The following is a 17,885-nucleotide window of genomic DNA, read 5'->3' on the forward strand; positions in this document are numbered from 1 at the left end:
TTAGATTATGGGAACGTTTGATATATCCAGAATAAATTTCGATAAAACAAAACATTATTCGAGTGTTCGCATGCAACAGGGCCGCGTCTTGACGGATGACGATTGGAACGAAAATGAACGTATTGAAGATGAAGATTTTAGAGAATCCAAAGTTGATATAATAGGACCTTACGGTACTCCAGATGATGGCTTCCTGATTAAAAACCCTCAATTTCTGGAAGGAGATGCAATCGATTTTGATATAAATCCCGGAACCATCTATCTGGGAGGTCTGCGATTGGAGCTAGAGGCTGCTAAGGAAACCTTCAGAACCCAAAAAGACTGGCTTCAATTAAACCCTAATTCCTATACAGCGGGAGATCTAAGAGAAAAAACAAGAAATAGCCTCGTGTATATTGAAGCATGGCAACAAGCCGTTAGCGCGGTAGAGGACAGTTCTCTTTTTGAAGTGGCTTTGGGTGGACCCGACACCACAACAAGACTTAAAATAATGCGCAGGGTACATCTTGCTAAAAGTAACGCAGATAACTGTACTGAAGCTTGGGACAAGCTGAAAGAAGAATGGAAAAAACAGAAACTGGGCAAAATAAATGAGGAATACGAACGCATATCCGATACGAAACTTACGGTCACCTTTGACAAAAGTGGATTATCGGAAGATAATTGTTCCCCCAGTGCAATTGGTGGATATTTGGGTGCCGAAAATCAAGCTATCAGAGTTCAAATTGTAGATGAGAATCATTTTACTTGGGGCTTTGATAACGCATCGCCATTATATAGAGTATTGTTGGACGCGAGCAATAAAACAATTACTCTGTTAACCGAACCAAAAGACCAATACCATTGGCCATTAACCGGATATAATGTGGAAATCCTTCCTTGGTCTGCTGTTCTGCCTAATGGGGAAAAAATATCAGAAGAATCTGGATTTCTTACCAAGGTGGAAACTTCTTACGACCCTGACACGACCCAATTCACTATAAAAGATGCTATCAGCCCAGACTTTGGAATGGGATGGAAAAACAGAAAAGACCGTGAGGATTTGGAAGAACAAACCCCTCCGGAATATTTCTATATGCGTATATGGAACCGGGGAACCGATCTTTCATCAGATGCCGCAATTGAATTTGAAAAAGATAAACCTATCACCCTTGGCCAAACGGGAATCGAAATTACCATTAGCGGAAATGAAGCAATTAGAAGTGATTTCTGGGTTATCGCAGCAAGACCTGAAACTCCAAATCAAATAGTTCCCTGGGAAGCGGAAAAAGGTATTTCATCTTATGGTGTTCGCCGTTTTTTCGCCCCGCTTGCAATAATCCAGTGGTCTTTCTCCTCAAATCAAGAAATTAAAGGAGAAGTTATTTCAGATTGCAGAATTCCATTTCTCCCTCTCACCGATCTCCTTTCTTCTGAAGATTTAAGACTTCACCACAAATATCTGCACGGATTTGGCGTAGTCTGCGGACTCAAAGTCAAGTGTGGAAATAAACGAGAGGGTATCATTGTGGAAACAGGAGTAGCCCTCGATTGTGAGGGATATATGATTCGGGTGAAGAAACCAATTCCCTACAACTTGGTGGAAAGGGCCATAAAACAAAAGTTATTGAACAATAGTGGAAATGGACGTGTTTCTGTTATAATCTCAAGAGGTAACAACCATCAGCCACAAATTTCAATTGAACCATTTGTGCTGGAATCGTTTTGGGATCGGGTTCTAGAAGGCACACTTATTAAGGATTTTTGGGATCATTGCATTAAAAATTTAATCGAATTATTCACGGCCAATTTTGTAATAGGTAATGAGGTAGTCCCAGTTACTAGAGAACAAAGGCGCACTACGGCATTTATCAACCTCTTCGCCCAGGTGTTAAATCCGCAGAGTGGCTCCTTTGCCTTTATTTCAAGTAAAAGCACCAAAACGGAAGATCTAGGAGATGGTTCAGACGAAGATGATTTGCTCCGAGAATTCTATTATAAATTAAGGGAGCAACTTGAAAGCGAAACCTATTGTGGAATGTACGACGGAGACCGACCTTTTCCAGATTATATTATAGAGCCGGGGCTTGATACTATATTTGGCCCCCCTTTTAAAATTCATCAGAAACTTAAGACCAGTGCCGATGGCCGATTTGCCTACACTTGTGGGGGCAATAATAAAGTTTACGTCTATTCAGTGGGAGACTCTCAGGAATTGATCCAAGTAAGTACAGTAAATGGTGGAACAAATTTTAAATTAACAGATATCGTCATTAATTCTAATGGAGATGTTTTATACGCTGTTGGCAACGATAATAGTAATACATTGTTCGCAATGGCCTCTATCGATTCCGAATCTGGTAAATTGAGATGGAAAAAAAACTCGATAGTATCCAATGAACAATTTGTTAGCTTAGGTATTGACGGAAAAAATAATCTATACGCAATCGCTAAGGCCAAAGGATTATATTTAATTAATGGAATAGGCAACAGCACATTTAGTCCAAGAGGAATAAAAGATTTTAACGCTACAGGTTTATTGCACATTTCCAACTTTAACGAAAGATGGATAGCATTGGCCGGCGACAATTTCACCAACACTCCAATCTCCAACTTTGATGGGCATTTGATCATTGACCTGGACAGTCCAGGCCAATATGAAAACACGCATTTGATAATTAATGGGAATGATGCCACTAATGACATTATTTCAGATGAGCAATATGTTTATGCCTCTGGGAATAGGAAGGACGGGCAACGAATAATTAGTCGGTTTTATTTTGGAGAGTTTCAGGAAAATGCTTCAGTCGATGTCGAAGATAATGGATTTATTAGGATGGCGATACACACAGGTAACCAAATAGATTATCTGTTATTTTCATTATCCGCTGGCTGCAAAGTTTTACGCGTTCCGCTAAATAGAGAAGGAAATTTTATAGTGGACACAAATTTCAGAATTCCAACCCAGCTTGCTTCTTTTGATATTGTGGTCCATAGCAAAAACAATTCTGCCTATGTTTTAAATGCGTTCGTAAATACCCTAACAACCATAAATTTAGCAGAAGTTTTTAATTCGCAACCTCAACCCACGTATACGATGGAACCTCCAGTTGAACTTTGGCAATATCGAAGGGCAGTTTACAATGCATATTTAGACCTCCTAACCCATCTTGTACAGTCATTAAAGGATTGTTTTTGTGACAAGTTCCTGGTGGATTGTCCAGAATGTGATGAGGACGATAAGGTCTATCTTGGATGTGTGGATATTAGGAACAATCAAGTACATCATATATGCAATTTTACCAAGAGGAAATATGTAAAATCCTTTAAAACCGTAGAATATTGGATGTCAACAATTCCCGTAATGCCGATTGTAAGAGAGGCTTTTTCCAAATTCTGTTGTATGGTAATTGAACCCAAGCCGAAAGAAACAGTGGTTAAAGCAAAATACGAAGGAACAATGGAGCCATTGGATCCAAAAGTAATAACACCCCAATAGTTTATTTAATATAAAAGAAAACTATCATGAACGATCTATATGAAATTATCGGAAGAGTAATTGATGGTGCCAAAAAAGGCGGCATTGCAAACTTGCGTGTGGAAGCTTGGGATAAAGATGTCAAGTACCACGATCTTCTGGGCAGTTGCATCACCAATGCAGATGGGGGATTTGAAATGTCTTTTGATTCTACTTACTTCAGAGAATTCGCTCCTGAAGAAAAACCTGATATATTCTTTAAAATTTATTTAGGAAAAAAACTGATTAAAAGCACTGAGGACACTCCCTTAAAAAATGCTGAACGTAAGGTGAATGTAACCCTAACAATAGATTTACCAGAATATATGATGCCAGAAGGAAGAGACCGAGTTTCAACTGAACAAATGTTGAGGATTGCGGCATTTTTTCAAGATTCGGATTTTGCAGGAGTTTATTCTGATTATAGGAAAAAAGCAGGCACTTCTATCAATCACCTTTCGGATATGATAATGAATACCGTCAATAAATTTGATTTCGAACCTATAAAACGTTCACCTGTACGGGAGGAAGAAATCATAGATCAGAAATTGGTGGATGTAAAAAAGAATATGGAAAGTCAAAATGTTACCATAGGAGAGATTAGGGAATACGATCCAAAGTTGGACAGAACCTCTATTATGGATATTAATTTTATCCACAAAAATATTAAAGAAGGTCAACGCATAAATCTTTATGAGGAAGAAGGAGTTGTAAAATACTATACCTTTGCAAATGAAAAAACGGAAAGTAGATCAGAAACACCCCTTCAGAATACCACAACAGAGAAAAGGCCAGATGAGGTTGTGACTTTAAAGACCGAGGTTAGCCAATTAAAAAGACAATTAAATGAGGTACACGCCACGCATCAAAGAGAAATTTCTTTACGGGATGAGCGGATAAAAAAACTAGAAAAATCCGTAACCCAGTTTGATAAATTCTCCTCTGAATTTGAGTCACTTAAAAATCAGGTTTCCCAACTCTCCAAAACCCCAAAGAAACCCATCCGAAAAAAAGATGATAAATAAACGATATCGATATTGATTCTGCTTGTTTAAAGAAGGAGTCACTTTCTTTAAAAAAAAACAAAACTCCCGAGTTTAGAAGAACTTTGGGAGTTTTTTGATGGTTTTATATATTGATGGCAATCTCTATAATGCGCTACATTTCTTGCACAAATTCAAAAAAAACTTTTTTGTGAAGATCCAGATTTAAATTAGGTGAAACCGAAACCCGAACGATATAGTCCTTATCTCCTTCCTTGGTTGTGCCTTGGGTTGAGGTAGCTGGGATAGTCCAATAGCATCCTTTAAGTTGCCCGTAGCTAACGCAAAATTTACTTTCGCTGGGAATTTCGGAAATCATTTTATTGATCAATTTTAGATTGAGTTGTCTTTTATGCGCTTCCTTTTCTTCAACAGAGTTTCCTTTCGTAGGAAGATCCAATGAAAAAACAGAAGGCGTAAATCCTTGTTCGGCTAATTCCTCCGAAACAAAATTGATTTTTGCATCAGGCAAAATGGTATGGATATAAGTTACAAACTCTCTCGTATTTTTATATGCATCCTTAATTCTTTCGTTCATCGATGGCAATTGTTCCGCAAGTATTTTATATTGAAGCGCTGTTGCCTCATTATCACAGAGCGCCAAATGCTTTTCTATTTTCCCCATTAAATCTGCCGTTTTAGCATTTGCAACGCAATAACCAGCAGTACATCTACCTCCACTGGGGAATTTTGATCCACTAGCATAAGAAAGTGCCCGAACTTCGGAAAGCACTTCCCCATTTCCTAAAAAATGATAATTGGGACAAAAAGTTTGATCTAAAATAAAAACAGGTTCGATAGCTGAATTTCCTTCCGCAGTTTTCCGCTTTTTACCCAATACATCTTTCAACGCCTCCAAATCAGGAACCTCCACTCTCGGGTTTGTGGGAATCTCGGCAATGATGTAAGGAATAGCATCCTCATGTGCTATTTGGGTCAAAATCGTTTCCAAGCTTTGGACCATATCATTTTCCCTATCCACTAGTAAATCCACTATTTCAACATTATTAAAACAAGCAGCTACCCGTCTGGCTTGGTCATTGGTTCCACCATAGCAATTGGGAGGAACGATAAATTTGATTTTCTTTCCTTTATATGTTTCTTGAGCATCATCAATTAACCCCATCATAATGGCGTATTGAATGGATAGACCACTGGAAGCTACCAACGGTTTTGTATCTACTCCGGTTATCTGGTTAATATTATCCAGAACTTGTTTCTTGTCTAACCCAACATCTTCCTTATGTGAAGAAAAAGAAGATTTCCCTATTAGAATTTGAAGAGCAGTAAAACAATTCGCCGGTGTCATAGCAATGGTTTCCCTACGACGTACATGTTGTATTTCGGAAATGTAATTTTGATTTTGTTCTCCGTTCACTAATAAAATACTTCCAAAAGAAGGATGAAGATGAACATAGAAGTCAATTTGTGGAAGTAGATTAAAATTTTCGATGGTATCGGTTTGGGAAATAAAGATCGTACTGCCATCAAAAGAAGCAATTTCGCCTACGCTACTAACTTTTTTCAATTCAAATTTATACCCATATATTTTTTCTAAAACATCTATATCAAAAAAATCCGGCAGTTTGTCGGTATAAACAATTTGGGTGTTTTTATTCGCTAGCAGAATCGTTCTAAGAATTGCCATCACCGGAATAGTTTGGGAGGAAAAGGCAATAACATTTTCTGCATCCAACTCATTTAATTTGGCAATTGCCCATTCCAAAACGCAGGATAAAGGATGTCCTAATCGGATGTAATCGTAAGCAGTTGGTAATTTCTCTAGCGCGGAAGTTAGATAGATGTCGTGTTCGTATAAATTTTCGAATTGCTCCAAAAACTCAGTTTTAGCCAATTCTTCATTATAAATATCCAAGCGATGCGTAGTTATATCCAACCATCCTTTTGGAACATTCTCCAGCACATTTTTAATATAATTCAGCACATTTTCTTCTTTCATAGATCTTTTTTTAAAGAGCTTCGAAATTACATTAATTAGCTTAAGTTGAAAAATACATCAAGCCAAACCTTTCTAAATGTCGATAGAGATTGATAAAAAAACGACCAGATTAGAGACCCAGTCGTTTTTAAATTTATTCTAAGAAGGGAATTATCTTCTTCCCATAAAAATTGAAATAAAATATAGCAAGGTTGCTAATGAGCCGATTGCCGAAACCACATAAGTTCTAGCGGCCCATTTCAAAGCGTCTTTAGCGCCTTCGTGTTCTTGCGGCGTTAGCATATGGCTCCTTTCCAACCATACCAAAGCGCGTTTACTTGCATCAAATTCAACCGGTAGGGTGATAAAAGCAAAGGCAGTAGTAACGGCAAAAAGGATAATACCTACCAAAAAGATCCAACTTCCAAATGCCGATCCTGTGGCGAAAAGGATTAATCCAGCCATAATAACGAAATTGGAAAGTTTACTGGAAATACTTACCGCTGGTACGATTACCGAGCGCAGTTTCAACCACGAATAAGCTGTAGCATGCTGAACGGCGTGACCACATTCGTGGGCCGCAACTGCAGCTGCTGCCGCATTTCTTTGGAGGTAAACAGGTTCACTTAAGTTTACCGTTTTCTTTGCGGGATCGTAATGATCAGTCAATTGTCCGGGAACGGAAATGACCTTTACATCATGGATTCCGTTATCCGCCAACATTTTTTCGGCGATTTCCTTTCCGCTCATTCCATTTTGAAGGTGGATCTGCGAATATTTTTTAAATTTACTTTTTAATTGATGACTAACTAGCCAGCTCACTAAAAAGATAACTCCTGCAATCAAATAGTATCCTATCATTTTATTTTAGTTCTTTAAGTGTGTATTCTCTCTTCGTCCTCTGCGGCTTTCCGGTGATAATAACCGCGAAGGCGCAAAGAACGCAAAGTATATAGCAAATAGTATGCAAAATTTTTACCCTACAATATTCACGATTTTTCCGGGTACAACTATCACTTTTTTGGGCGTACGTCCTTCTAAATAATGAATTGTTTTTTCATGTGCCATTACGGCAGATTCGATTTCATCCTTGCTCAGATCCAATGGCAGTTCTAGAGTGAAACGCATTTTCCCATTGAAAGAGATAGGGTATTCCTTAGTGTTTTCTACCAAATACTTTTCCTCAAATTTAGGGAAAGGTGCAGTGGAAATACTTTCTGAATGTCCCAGCTTCTGCCATAGCTCCTCGGCGATATGTGGCGCATAAGGAGAAATAAGAATCGCGAGAGGCTCCAACACTTCTCGCGAAGTACATTTCTGGGCTGTAAGTTCATTTACCGCAATCATAAAAGTAGAAACAGAAGTATTAAAATGGAAATTCTCGATGTCCTCCTGAACTTTTTTGATGGTTTTGTGAAGGATTTTCAAGTCCTCCCCAGACCCCTTGTTCCCCTCCGGGGGAGTGTCAGTTACGTAAAAACTTTCGTCTGGTCCGGAATGATATAATTTCCAAAGTTTTTTGAGGAATCCGTGAACGCCGGTAATTCCGGCCATGTTCCAAGGTTTTGCCTGTTCAAGTGGACCGAGGAACATTTCATACATTCTTAGAGTGTCCGCGCCATATTTTTCGCAAATCTCATCGGGATTTACCACATTGTATTTGGATTTGGACATTTTTTCGACTTCTCTTGAAACTTTAAAGTCCCCTCCTGGCCTCCCCTGAGGGGAGGAGCTTGGCTCGTAAATACTTCCATCTTCAAGGATGAAAATTGCATTTTTATATTCTTCTCTCCAGTTTTTGAAGGCTTCGATGTATAGGTTGTTATGAGAATCCACGAATGAAACGTCTGCGTGAATTTTCATATCAGTCTCTGTAATTACTAAACTTTGGTCAGCTTCCGAAGCCATTTTCCCAATTATGTCAATATAGTTTCCAGATTTATATATGCCTTCGGATATAAATATAAATGGACTGAAGGTACTTGGATAAAAGTGAACAAACGCACTCTCCCCCAAAATCATCCCCTGATTAATCAACTTTTTAAATGGTTCTTCCACAGGGACCAAACCGCGGTCGTGCAGGAATTTTACCCAAAACCGGCTATATAGCAAATGTCCGGTGGCGTGTTCGCTTCCGCCAATATATAAGTCCACGTTTTGCCAGTAATCCAATGCTTCTTTTGAGGCGAAAACTTCATCGCGTTTACTATCTGGATCATTTTTACCGGGTTCCATATATCGGAAAAGGTACCAGCTGCTTCCCGCCCAACCAGGCATGGTGTTTAATTCCAATGTGTAGATTCCATTTTCATTAGAAGACCCTTCGACTGCGCTCAGGGTGACATTTGGAACAACTTTTTTGTTTTTTTCATCCCAACTCCAGTTATCAGCGCGACCTAAAGGTGGCTCTCCGGTTTCCGTTGGAAGGTATTTTTCAACTTCGGGTAACCGTAAGGGCAAATATTCAGGTGAAATTGCCTGTGGCATCCCATCCTTATAATAAATAGGAAACGGTTCTCCCCAATAGCGTTGACGGCTAAAAACCGCATCACGAAGTCGGTAATTAATTTTGCCTTTACCAATTCCTTCTTCTTCCAAAGCTGCAATGATTTTATCCGTGGCCTGTTGATAGTTTAGGCCATCCAGAAAATCACTATTGGTTATAATCGTATTTTCCTTATCGGAATATGCTTCCTCAGAAATATCGGCATCCTTAAAAATATTTGGAATAGGAATATTAAAATGTTTCGCAAAATCATAATCCCGCTGATCCCCGCAAGGAACGCTCATAACTGCCCCAGTACCATAACCTGCCAAAACATAATCCCCAATCCAAATTGGAAGTGGTTCTCCCGTGAACGGATGTTCTGCATAGGCACCAGTGAAAACTCCTGTAATGGATTTTACATCGGCCATACGCTCCCGCTCGCTTCGTTTGGCAGTTTTTTCTATATACTTTTCAACTTCTTCTTTTTGTTCTGGAGTGGTGATTTTTGAAACCAGATCGTGCTCGGGAGCTAAAACCATGAAGCTTACGCCGAAGATGGTGTCGGGGCGGGTTGTGAATACCGAAATCCCCCTAACCCCCAAAGGGGGAATCTCACTCTGCTCTAAGGTTTTGGAAATTGTGTCTAAGACTTTATCAATGTTTCCGAGAACTTCTTCATTTGTAAAGCGAATTACCCTATATCCTAGCTCATTTAAAATTGAAGTCCTGGTTTCATCTTTTTCCTTCCGGTTCTCATGTATTCCTCCGTCAACCTCAATTACCAATTTCTTTGAAAGACAAACAAAATCGGCTATATAATCATCAACTAGGTGTTGCCTTCTAAACTTGTACTCTAATTTTTTGGACTTCAAGCATTCCCATAGCATGGCTTCGGCCTCGGTAGGCTTATTTCTCATATCCTTAGCCCTTTCCAACAATAAACTTGAATTATTGCCGCCCGTCATATATCCGGGCCGAGTTCCTTCCCCTTTGGGGAAGGTTAGGATGGGGAATTTGACAGAAGCTCCTTTACTTCTTCCAATCCAATTAGTCTGAGAATCCTTCAACTGTTGCGGCCAGTCTATATCTTCTAAACCATCAAGTAAGCGCTGGGCGTATGCGGTGATTCGCATGCTCCATTGTTTCATTTTTTTTCGGATAACGGGAAAGCCTCCTCTTTCAGAAACACCGTTTACTATTTCGTCATTGGCTAAAACGGTTCCTAATTGCGGACACCAGTTAACTTCTGTTTCAGCGAGATAGGTAAGTCGGTATTTTAAAAGGATTTCCTGTTTTCTGGTTTCGGAAAAATCCAACCATTCTGAGGCAGTGAATTTTTCGGTGCCTTCATCACAAACAGCATTAATTTTTTTATTCCCTTCCGAAGAAAATATACTGCGCAATTCTTCTACCGAACGTGCTTTGTTTTTTTCATTATCATACCAACTATCAAAAAGTTGAAGAAAAATCCATTGTGTCCATTTATAATATTCAGGATTGCTAGTACGGACTTCGCGGCTCCAATCGAACGAAAATCCAATTTTATCGAGTTGTTCACGATATCTGGCAATATTCTCTTCAGTAGTTTTTGCGGGATGCTGCCCTGTTTGGATGGCATACTGTTCCGCGGGCAATCCAAAGGAATCATATCCCATGGGATGCAACACATTAAAACCTTGGTGGCGTTTGTATCGCGAATAGATATCACTGGCAATATAACCTAGCGGATGGCCAACGTGAAGTCCGGCTCCTGAGGGATAGGGAAACATGTCCAAAACATAGTACTTTGGTTTGTTCCCCTCGCCTTCGCTTGAATCAGGATTATAGGCTTTAAATGTTTGATTTTTAGCCCAGTATTCTTGCCATTTGGCTTCTATTTCCTTGAAGTGATATTTACTCATTATAAGTGTTTCAAATGTAAATGGACTCCGAAGAAAAATCGCCGGAATTTGTGTGCAAATTTACGTCTATTGTACTAAATGCCTAATAACAATTACAAAATCTATAATAAGTTCTTATTTAGGCATTCAGTCTTCCAAAATATAAAATAGCGCTTACAGACTAAAGACAAAACTTTAAACGTTGTTTAGCGTAGGATACAAAATTACTTGTATTTTTACCCCCAAATTCAAAAAAGCATATGAGTTCATCCTTTGAAAAATATCAAAAACGTCGATTGATATCGTCATATTTTTCAGTTATCATAAGTATTTCCTTGGTACTTTTTTTATTGGGCCTTTTGGGACTATTGGTTTTGAACTCGCAAAAGGTGGCAGATTATTTTAAGGAACAAATCGCTATCACAGTTTTCCTAAAAGATTCGGCCAAGGAAGTTGAGATTACCCAACTAAAGCAAAGTCTCGCATTGGCGGAATACACGAAAAGCGCCGAATTCGTCTCCAAAGAAGATGCTGCCAAAGCACATCAGGAAACTCTTGGGGAGAATTTTGTAGAGTACTTGGGAGAAAATCCACTTCAGAATAGCATCGATGTTTATGTTTTGGCCGATTATGTAACTCCGGGAAAAATGGAGGAAATCACCAATGAACTGAAAAGCAAAAGCTTTGTGGATGATGTTATTTATGATAAACCTCTTATTGCCCAGCTAACCGAAAACGTGAGCCGTATAAGTTTTTGGATTTTGGTTATTAGTGGAATATTCACCTTCATCGCAGTTTTATTGATTAACAGCAGCATCCGACTTTCTATTTACGCTAAGCGATTCACCATTAAAACAATGCAAATGGTGGGAGCAACCAAAAAATTTATCCGTCAACCGTTTGTATGGAAAAGCGTAAGGCTGGGAATAATCGGAGCCGTAGTGGCAATGATCGGAATGGGAGTTGTTCTTTATTATTTGAATAAGAGCTTCCCACAATTACAATTACTGAGCGATCCTGGAATTCTGGTGGCACTATTTGTATTTATACTTATGATGGGAATAGTAATTACTTGGTTCAGCACCTTTATTGCAACGCAACGGTTTTTGAATTTAAGGACGGACGATTTGTATTATTAGTCCCCTTAACCCCCAGAGGGGGAATTGGAGGCTGGAGATGTGGGATTTGGCAAAGATCTTTCAAACCTTTTAAACCTGTAAACTTGCAACCTGTAACTTGCAACCTGAAACCTGAAACCTGAGTAAAAATGGGAGAAAAAAAACGAAGAGAAGAAGTGGAAAAGCCGGAATTTATTTTCCACGCTAAGAACTATAAGTTTATGCTTATTGGGATTGCATTTATTGCCTTGGGTTTTATTTTGATGGCCGGCGGCGGAAGTGACGATCCAAATGTTTTTAATCCTGAAATTTATAGTTGGAGAAGGATTAGACTTGCTCCTGCCTTGGTTTTAATAGGGTTTGCCATTGAGGTTTATGCCATTTTGTTGAATCCTTCGCCTAAAGAAGAAAATTAGTGGATACATTTCAAGCTTTTGTTCTTGCCATTATTGAGGGGTTAACCGAATTTTTACCCGTTTCATCAACCGGTCATTTAATCATTGCATCTTCATTTTTTGGCATTGCCCAAGATGATTTTACAAAACTTTTTACCATAGTTATCCAATTGGGTACTATTCTCTCTGTAGTTGTTTTATATTTTAGAAGATTTTTCCAAAGTATAGATTTCTATTATAAACTTTTGGTGGCCTTTCTTCCGGCAGTGGTACTAGGTCTATTATTGAATGACGTTATTGATAGTTTGCTCGAAAGTCCGTTGACAGTTGCAATTTCATTGGTAATTGGTGGAATAATACTTATAAAAGTCGACGATTGGTTTGGAGATGGGGAAGAAACCGAAATCTCTTATATAACCGCATTGAAAATTGGATTTTTTCAATGTTTGGCAATGATTCCAGGTGTTTCCCGAAGCGGTGCAAGTATCGTTGGTGGGATGACCCAGAAATTATCGAGAAAAACCGCTGCGGAATTTTCCTTCTTTTTAGCGGTTCCAACAATGCTCGGAGCAACCGTAAAGAAAAGTTACGATTATTATAAGGCTGGTTTTGAATTAACTCCAGATCAGGTGAACCATCTTATTATTGGAAATGTTGTAGGATTTATAGTCGCACTGATTGCCATAAAATTCTTTATAGATTATTTGAGCAAACACGGATTTAAGATTTTCGGCTACTATCGCATTTTCGCTGGAGTTGCCATTTTGTTGATCCACTTTTTTGTAATGAAGTTGGAGGTTATTTAAAACTTCAAACCAAATTTTTCTTTCTTATCTTTCAAGGATTATTCCACCTGAAATAAAATAAGTACACAATTCTTTTTTCCGAAACAATCACGGCTACAAAATGAGATTAACGATTACAATTCTTGTCGCTTTAGTTTTATGCAGTTGTGGAGACAAAAAAATTGAAGACTCACAAATGTTTGTTGGAGCCTATAGAATGATGGATCAATTGGTTCCATATCCTTATATTTTTCAGCAAAAAAAGGACTCTGTTTTTTTATTTGACAATACGGGAAATTTGATTGATAAGATTGTAAGCAAAGGAATTGAAGATACTACGGGAATTCAATTCGAAAAGCATCATTTTAAAATATTAAAGATAAAAGAGAATGGCTTTTTCGCATATAACCTTTTGGATACTTTAAATTTTCAACAATTTAAAAATGGTATTATAAGTCCGAAGAGCGTTGCTAAATTTGAAAAATTAGCTGCCGTTAAGAAACTTGATATTGAAGAAATTCAAAATAAAATAGGAAATTCTATTTGGAATTATGATGTTATTGAGGATGAAAACAGCAATCCTAATGAAGATTTGAAAATCAAACAATTGTTGCACTTTAGAAATGACAGCTTAAATATTATTACGGAATACTATTATGAAGGGCTAAAAACAGTTTCTGAATACGAAACCAAAGCATATCATATCTTTCAAATAGACCAGAATTATTTTCTTTCCTTTCAAAAAGAAGTGGATAATCCACAACCAATTTATCAAATAATCGGCGCCGACTCCCAAACCGTTGGATTAAGGGATTTTTCTTCGAGAGAAATCAAAAACATAAAGTTTGTTAAGGATTCTACTAGCACTGAATATTTCAAAGATTTAATTAAAAACACCGCACAATATTCAAAATGTTTTGATGGCTATCAAGGAGAATATTATTATGGTGACGATGTAACTTACAAGAAAGGGAATAACTACATCGTAGAATATGTAAATATTGACGCACCTAAAAATGATATGAAATCAGGATATATCATTATTCATTATACTGTAAACTGTCGAGGCAATCTTGGCAATTTCGGTTTAATTCAAATGAATAGGGATTTCAAAAAAACTTCTTTCAAAAAAGAGATGGTAAATCATCTTTTAAATAAAGTGAGCCTTTTAAACGATTTCCCCTCATCTGTTTCAGAAAAAGAATGGCTCAAATACAAAGATGTTCATGGATTTTTAATGTTTAAACTGGAGAAAGGAAAAATTGTAGACTTATGTCCATAAAACAAATCATTTTTATAGGAACTATTTTTCATGTATTTCTAAGCTGTAAAGAAAAATCGACTTCAGATTTTGCAACGTTGGACGACAGCAAAAAAGAGGAGCTATCAAATTACTATCACGAATTATCAAATTATTTTTTGCAACCCTCAGAATTATATCGGGTTTATAAAGATTCTGCATTAATGGTACAGCCAGATAATGTGGAAATAAGACAGAAACTTTCCTATTCCTATAAGAAAGTAGGAGACCATATTAAGGCGATGGAAGTTTTGAACAAAGCCGTGGAAATTGACACTGCACAGGGTAAAACAGATGTTTTGGAATATAGAGCTTGGACGCTTTTGTACTATTATAGAGATTATGAAGGTGCGGTAAGAGACGTGGATTTAATTGAAAAAATATCAGGGAGAACTTATAATCCATGCTGGGGAGAGCCTTGTGGGTTTCATAAAGGGCAAGCTTTATATAAACTTCGTGAATACGAAAAAGCCATTGAAACCTTTGAGATTGTTAACATTGAAGAAGAGAAAATTGGTTTCGATATTAACGACAATTATATGATTTTCTTCTATATGGGAAGGTGTTATGCTGAAATGAAAGATTTCGATAACGCAATTAAATATTATAAAAAATCTTTGGCCTCCGTCGACAAATTTCCGGAAGCGTATTTTCAATTAGGGTTGGTTTACAAGATGTTAAATAAAAAGGCGAAAGCTGATAAAAATTTTGAATTGGCAAAAAAATACATTGCTTATAATATGGGTGAGCCTTATGTCGAGAGATTTGACAAGGTATTTCTCTATAGGATTGAAAGAGAAATGAATGAATAACTTACACAATTCAATTAACAGAAAATATTAAAATCATAGATTCAGCACCCCAATGCAAATCCTTATATTTGTTAAACCATGAATCCCGAGATAAACAAAATAATAATCGAAACGCTTTTGCCCATTGAACCGAAACAGATTGCTGTTTTTGGGAGTTATGCGCGTGGGGAAATGACCGAGGAGAGTGATATTGACGTTTTATACGATTTTAAGAAATGCATCTCTTTGTTTGATTTGGTTGGAATGAAGTTGGATTTGGAAGAAAGACTTAAACGAAAAATTGACTTGGTTTCAAAAAAGGGTCTTAAAGAGTGGATAAAACCTTTCGTAATGCGGGACTTAAATACAATTTATGAAAAAGATTAATTCAGGGTATATTTCCGATATCCTTGAATATATAGGCTACGTGGAAAAATTCATTTCTCAAGATGTCTCCGATAGTGACAGCTTATCGACAAAAAGACTGAGTTTGCAATAATTAGATGTTTCGAAGTAATAGGAGAGGCCACCAAAAGATTAGATAATAATTTCAAAACAAAATATCCAGACGTGCCTTGGAAGAAAATGGCTGCTTTTAGAGATGTTTTAATTCACGATTACGAAAGGCTGATCCCTGAAATGATTTTAAAAACACCTGAAGAAGACCTGCCAAATTTAAAACGGCAATTACTTCACATCCTCGAAAACGAAAAATAGCAAAAAAACCATACCACATTCCAACTCTCTATCTTTGAATCATTTATGAATCCTGAAATAAACAAAATAATCATCAAAACGCTTATGCCATTCAAACCAAAGTTTCTGTTTTTGGGAGTTACGCACGTGGGGAAATGACTGAGGATAGTGATATAGATATCTTAGTGGATTTTCCTAAGGGAGTTACTTATCTCGATATTGGAGGCATCTATATGGATTTAATCTAACAATTAAAAAGAAAAATCGATTTGGTCACTAAAGGTGGTTTAAAGTCAGAGTTTAAACCTTTTATAGAGAAGGATTTAATTGAGATATATAATGCAGCATAAAATACAACGCCCAAGTAAAGAAAAATCTCGCTAATGAACATTAATTCCCTCCAAGGAGAAGATTACACCGAAGGCCAAGTAATCTTGATTGATAAACCATTGGGATGGACCTCATTTCAAGTAGTTAACAAAGTTCGGTGGCTTATCAGAAAACAATTCGGTATAAAAAAGATTAAAGTGGGCCATGCTGGAACGCTAGATCCCTTGGCAACGGGCCTACTGATAATTTGCTCTGGAAAATTCACTAAAAAAATCGATACCTACCAAGCCCAGGAAAAGGAATATACCGGAACTTTCACTTTGGGCGCGACAACGCCAAGTTACGACTTGGAAACAGAGATTGACCAAACTTTCGATATTTCCAATATTACTTCCGAAGATATAAAAAATGCCGTAAACCATTTTTTAGGAGAAATTAAACAACAGCCTCCCGTATTTTCTGCTTTGAAGAAAGAGGGAAAACGACTGTATGAGTTTGCCCGAAATGGAGAAGAAGTGGAAATTCCTTTTCGAAATGTAATGATTTCAGAATTTGAAATCACCAAAATAGAATTGCCAAAAGTAGATTTCCGTGTGGTTTGTAGTAAAGGGACTTATATACGTTCCCTGGCAAACGATTTTGGAAAAGCACTTAAAAATGGCGCTCATCTTTCTGTGCTTCGCAGAACCAAAATTGGCGACTTTTCAGTTGAAAATGCAGTGGGAATCAAGGAGTTTGAAGATTCACTCACTAGTTAAATAATAATTAAGGATACCCCTTATTAGCAAGTTTTTGTGGAATTTTACATTAAATTTCAGTACTTGCAGTAATGAATTTTAATTATTCATATAAAGCTTTTCTTATCACCTGTCTTTTAACGGGTATTTTAGTCTTGTTTCTTATTAGTGTGAAGCTATCCGGAGCAAAGGAAAGGACCCCTCCTACTGACACATATGATATGATAATTGTACCAGAAGATCTTTTGGAAGAGAAAGACATGGCTTCCCTTATGGATGAAGAAGTAAAAGTGGAAACCAACAAAGCTTATAATGAAGCGGAGAAGTTCATTTCATCTGTTGAAAAGGAAAATCAGGAGCTTACGGAAACCACTGAAGGAAAATTGCAAGAAATGGATCAAGCCATAGAAGACTCCCAACAAAATAATGGTGATGATGGAATGGCGGATTATGCTCCATTTGAAAAAAAGAAGAACACAAAATTGTCCAATAGCAATACCAATAAAGAACAACCGGCTGTTGTTGAAGGTGGGAACCGAAATACCACGATTAGCTACCGACTTTTAAATCGTAGAGATATTTATCTTCCAAATCCCGTTTATACCTGTTATGGATCTGGGAAAATTGTTATTAATATTGAAGTAGATAACCTCGGAAAGGTAAAAAAAGCAACTTATAACCAAAATGCTTCCTCTTCTTCAAACCAATGCTTAATAGATGCCGCCACAGAATATGCACTCCAAGCAGAATTCACCAGCGACGCCTCTCGGGCCAAACAACTGGGAACTATTACCTTTAACTTTCCCGGCCAAGGGTGATTTTAGTGGTCAGTAGTCAGTTGTCAGGAAAAGTAGCAGTTTTCAGTGGTAGTTGGTTGGTTGTTGGTT

Annotated in this window: 16 protein-coding genes; 13 read left to right on the forward strand and 3 right to left on the reverse strand. The window is 37.5% G+C overall.

Annotated elements, in window-relative coordinates; genetic code table 11:
- Positions 1-7: 7 nt before the first annotated feature.
- Together EI546_RS08985 and EI546_RS08990 are read left to right on the forward strand one after the other, a co-directional pair.
- A complete protein-coding gene (locus EI546_RS08985; protein WP_128250225.1) occupies positions 8-3,478 on the forward strand; it encodes a DUF6519 domain-containing protein in 3,471 nt (1,156 codons plus the stop codon).
- Positions 3,479-3,504: 26 nt separating this feature from the next.
- The gene (locus tag EI546_RS08990; protein WP_128250226.1) at positions 3,505-4,521 is read left to right on the forward strand and encodes a hypothetical protein; all 1,017 of its coding nucleotides are present in this window, start codon (positions 3,505-3,507) and stop codon (positions 4,519-4,521) included.
- Positions 4,522-4,654: 133 nt separating this feature from the next.
- Here EI546_RS08990 and EI546_RS08995 read toward each other — a convergent pair whose 3' ends face one another.
- The 3 genes from EI546_RS08995 to EI546_RS09005 form a co-directional block, all read right to left on the reverse strand.
- Positions 4,655-6,499 (reverse strand): PLP-dependent aminotransferase family protein, encoded by a 1,845-nt coding sequence (locus tag EI546_RS08995; protein WP_128250227.1) that lies wholly within the window; start codon positions 6,497-6,499, stop codon positions 4,655-4,657.
- 150 nt (positions 6,500-6,649) lie between these two features.
- On the reverse strand, positions 6,650-7,339 hold the full coding sequence (locus EI546_RS09000) for a zinc metallopeptidase (RefSeq protein ID WP_128250228.1): 690 nt from the start codon (positions 7,337-7,339) through the stop codon (positions 6,650-6,652).
- A gap of 114 nt (positions 7,340-7,453) precedes the next feature.
- Positions 7,454-10,867, reverse strand: a complete 3,414-nt coding sequence (locus EI546_RS09005; protein ID WP_128250229.1) for a leucine--tRNA ligase — start codon at positions 10,865-10,867, stop codon at positions 7,454-7,456.
- A 239-nt stretch (positions 10,868-11,106) separates the two neighbouring features.
- On the opposite strand from EI546_RS09005, the gene EI546_RS09010 reads away from it, so the two are divergent.
- The 11 genes from EI546_RS09010 (at position 11,107) to EI546_RS09055 (ending at position 17,816) form a co-directional block, all read left to right on the forward strand.
- Positions 11,107-11,985: a cell division protein FtsX gene (locus EI546_RS09010; protein WP_128250230.1), complete on the forward strand. Its 879-nt coding sequence runs from the start codon at positions 11,107-11,109 to the stop codon at positions 11,983-11,985.
- Positions 11,986-12,113: 128 nt separating this feature from the next.
- The gene (locus EI546_RS09015) at positions 12,114-12,380 is read left to right on the forward strand and encodes a DUF3098 domain-containing protein (RefSeq protein WP_128250231.1); all 267 of its coding nucleotides are present in this window, start codon (positions 12,114-12,116) and stop codon (positions 12,378-12,380) included.
- Entirely contained in the window at positions 12,380-13,165 is a 786-nt protein-coding gene (locus tag EI546_RS09020) for an undecaprenyl-diphosphate phosphatase (protein WP_128250232.1), read from the forward strand. Before EI546_RS09015 ends, EI546_RS09020 begins: the two co-directional genes overlap by 1 nt.
- 100 nt (positions 13,166-13,265) lie before the next feature.
- Positions 13,266-14,426, forward strand: coding sequence for a hypothetical protein (locus EI546_RS09025; RefSeq protein ID WP_128250233.1), 1,161 nt, complete (start codon positions 13,266-13,268; stop codon positions 14,424-14,426).
- Positions 14,417-15,256 carry a tetratricopeptide repeat protein gene (locus EI546_RS09030; RefSeq protein WP_128250234.1) on the forward strand — a complete coding sequence of 280 codons (840 nt, stop codon included), beginning with the start codon at positions 14,417-14,419 and terminating at the stop codon, positions 15,254-15,256. The genes EI546_RS09025 and EI546_RS09030 overlap by 10 nt, the downstream gene beginning before the upstream one ends.
- A 78-nt stretch (positions 15,257-15,334) precedes the next feature.
- Positions 15,335-15,622, forward strand: a complete 288-nt coding sequence (locus tag EI546_RS09035; RefSeq protein WP_128250235.1) for a nucleotidyltransferase family protein — start codon at positions 15,335-15,337, stop codon at positions 15,620-15,622.
- Complete coding sequence (locus EI546_RS16585; RefSeq protein WP_262707615.1) at positions 15,609-15,734, forward strand: hypothetical protein; 126 nt, start codon at positions 15,609-15,611, stop codon at positions 15,732-15,734. Before EI546_RS09035 ends, EI546_RS16585 begins: the two co-directional genes overlap by 14 nt.
- Positions 15,735-15,751: 17 nt before the next feature.
- Positions 15,752-15,952, forward strand: a complete 201-nt coding sequence (locus EI546_RS09040) for a HepT-like ribonuclease domain-containing protein (protein ID WP_240673196.1) — start codon at positions 15,752-15,754, stop codon at positions 15,950-15,952.
- A 134-nt stretch (positions 15,953-16,086) separates the two neighbouring features.
- Positions 16,087-16,179, forward strand: coding sequence for a hypothetical protein (locus EI546_RS16750; protein ID WP_128250237.1), 93 nt, complete (start codon positions 16,087-16,089; stop codon positions 16,177-16,179).
- A gap of 135 nt (positions 16,180-16,314) precedes the next feature.
- Positions 16,315-17,019 (forward strand): tRNA pseudouridine(55) synthase TruB, encoded by a 705-nt coding sequence (gene truB / locus EI546_RS09050; RefSeq protein WP_128250238.1) that lies wholly within the window; start codon positions 16,315-16,317, stop codon positions 17,017-17,019.
- Between the two features lie 200 nt (positions 17,020-17,219).
- Positions 17,220-17,816 carry a hypothetical protein gene (locus EI546_RS09055; protein ID WP_128250239.1) on the forward strand — a complete coding sequence of 199 codons (597 nt, stop codon included), beginning with the start codon at positions 17,220-17,222 and terminating at the stop codon, positions 17,814-17,816.
- The last annotated feature ends 69 nt before the right edge of the window (positions 17,817-17,885 follow it).

This window comes from Aequorivita sp. H23M31, assembly GCF_004022485.1.
Taxonomy (GTDB): domain Bacteria; phylum Bacteroidota; class Bacteroidia; order Flavobacteriales; family Flavobacteriaceae; genus Aequorivita; species Aequorivita ciconiae.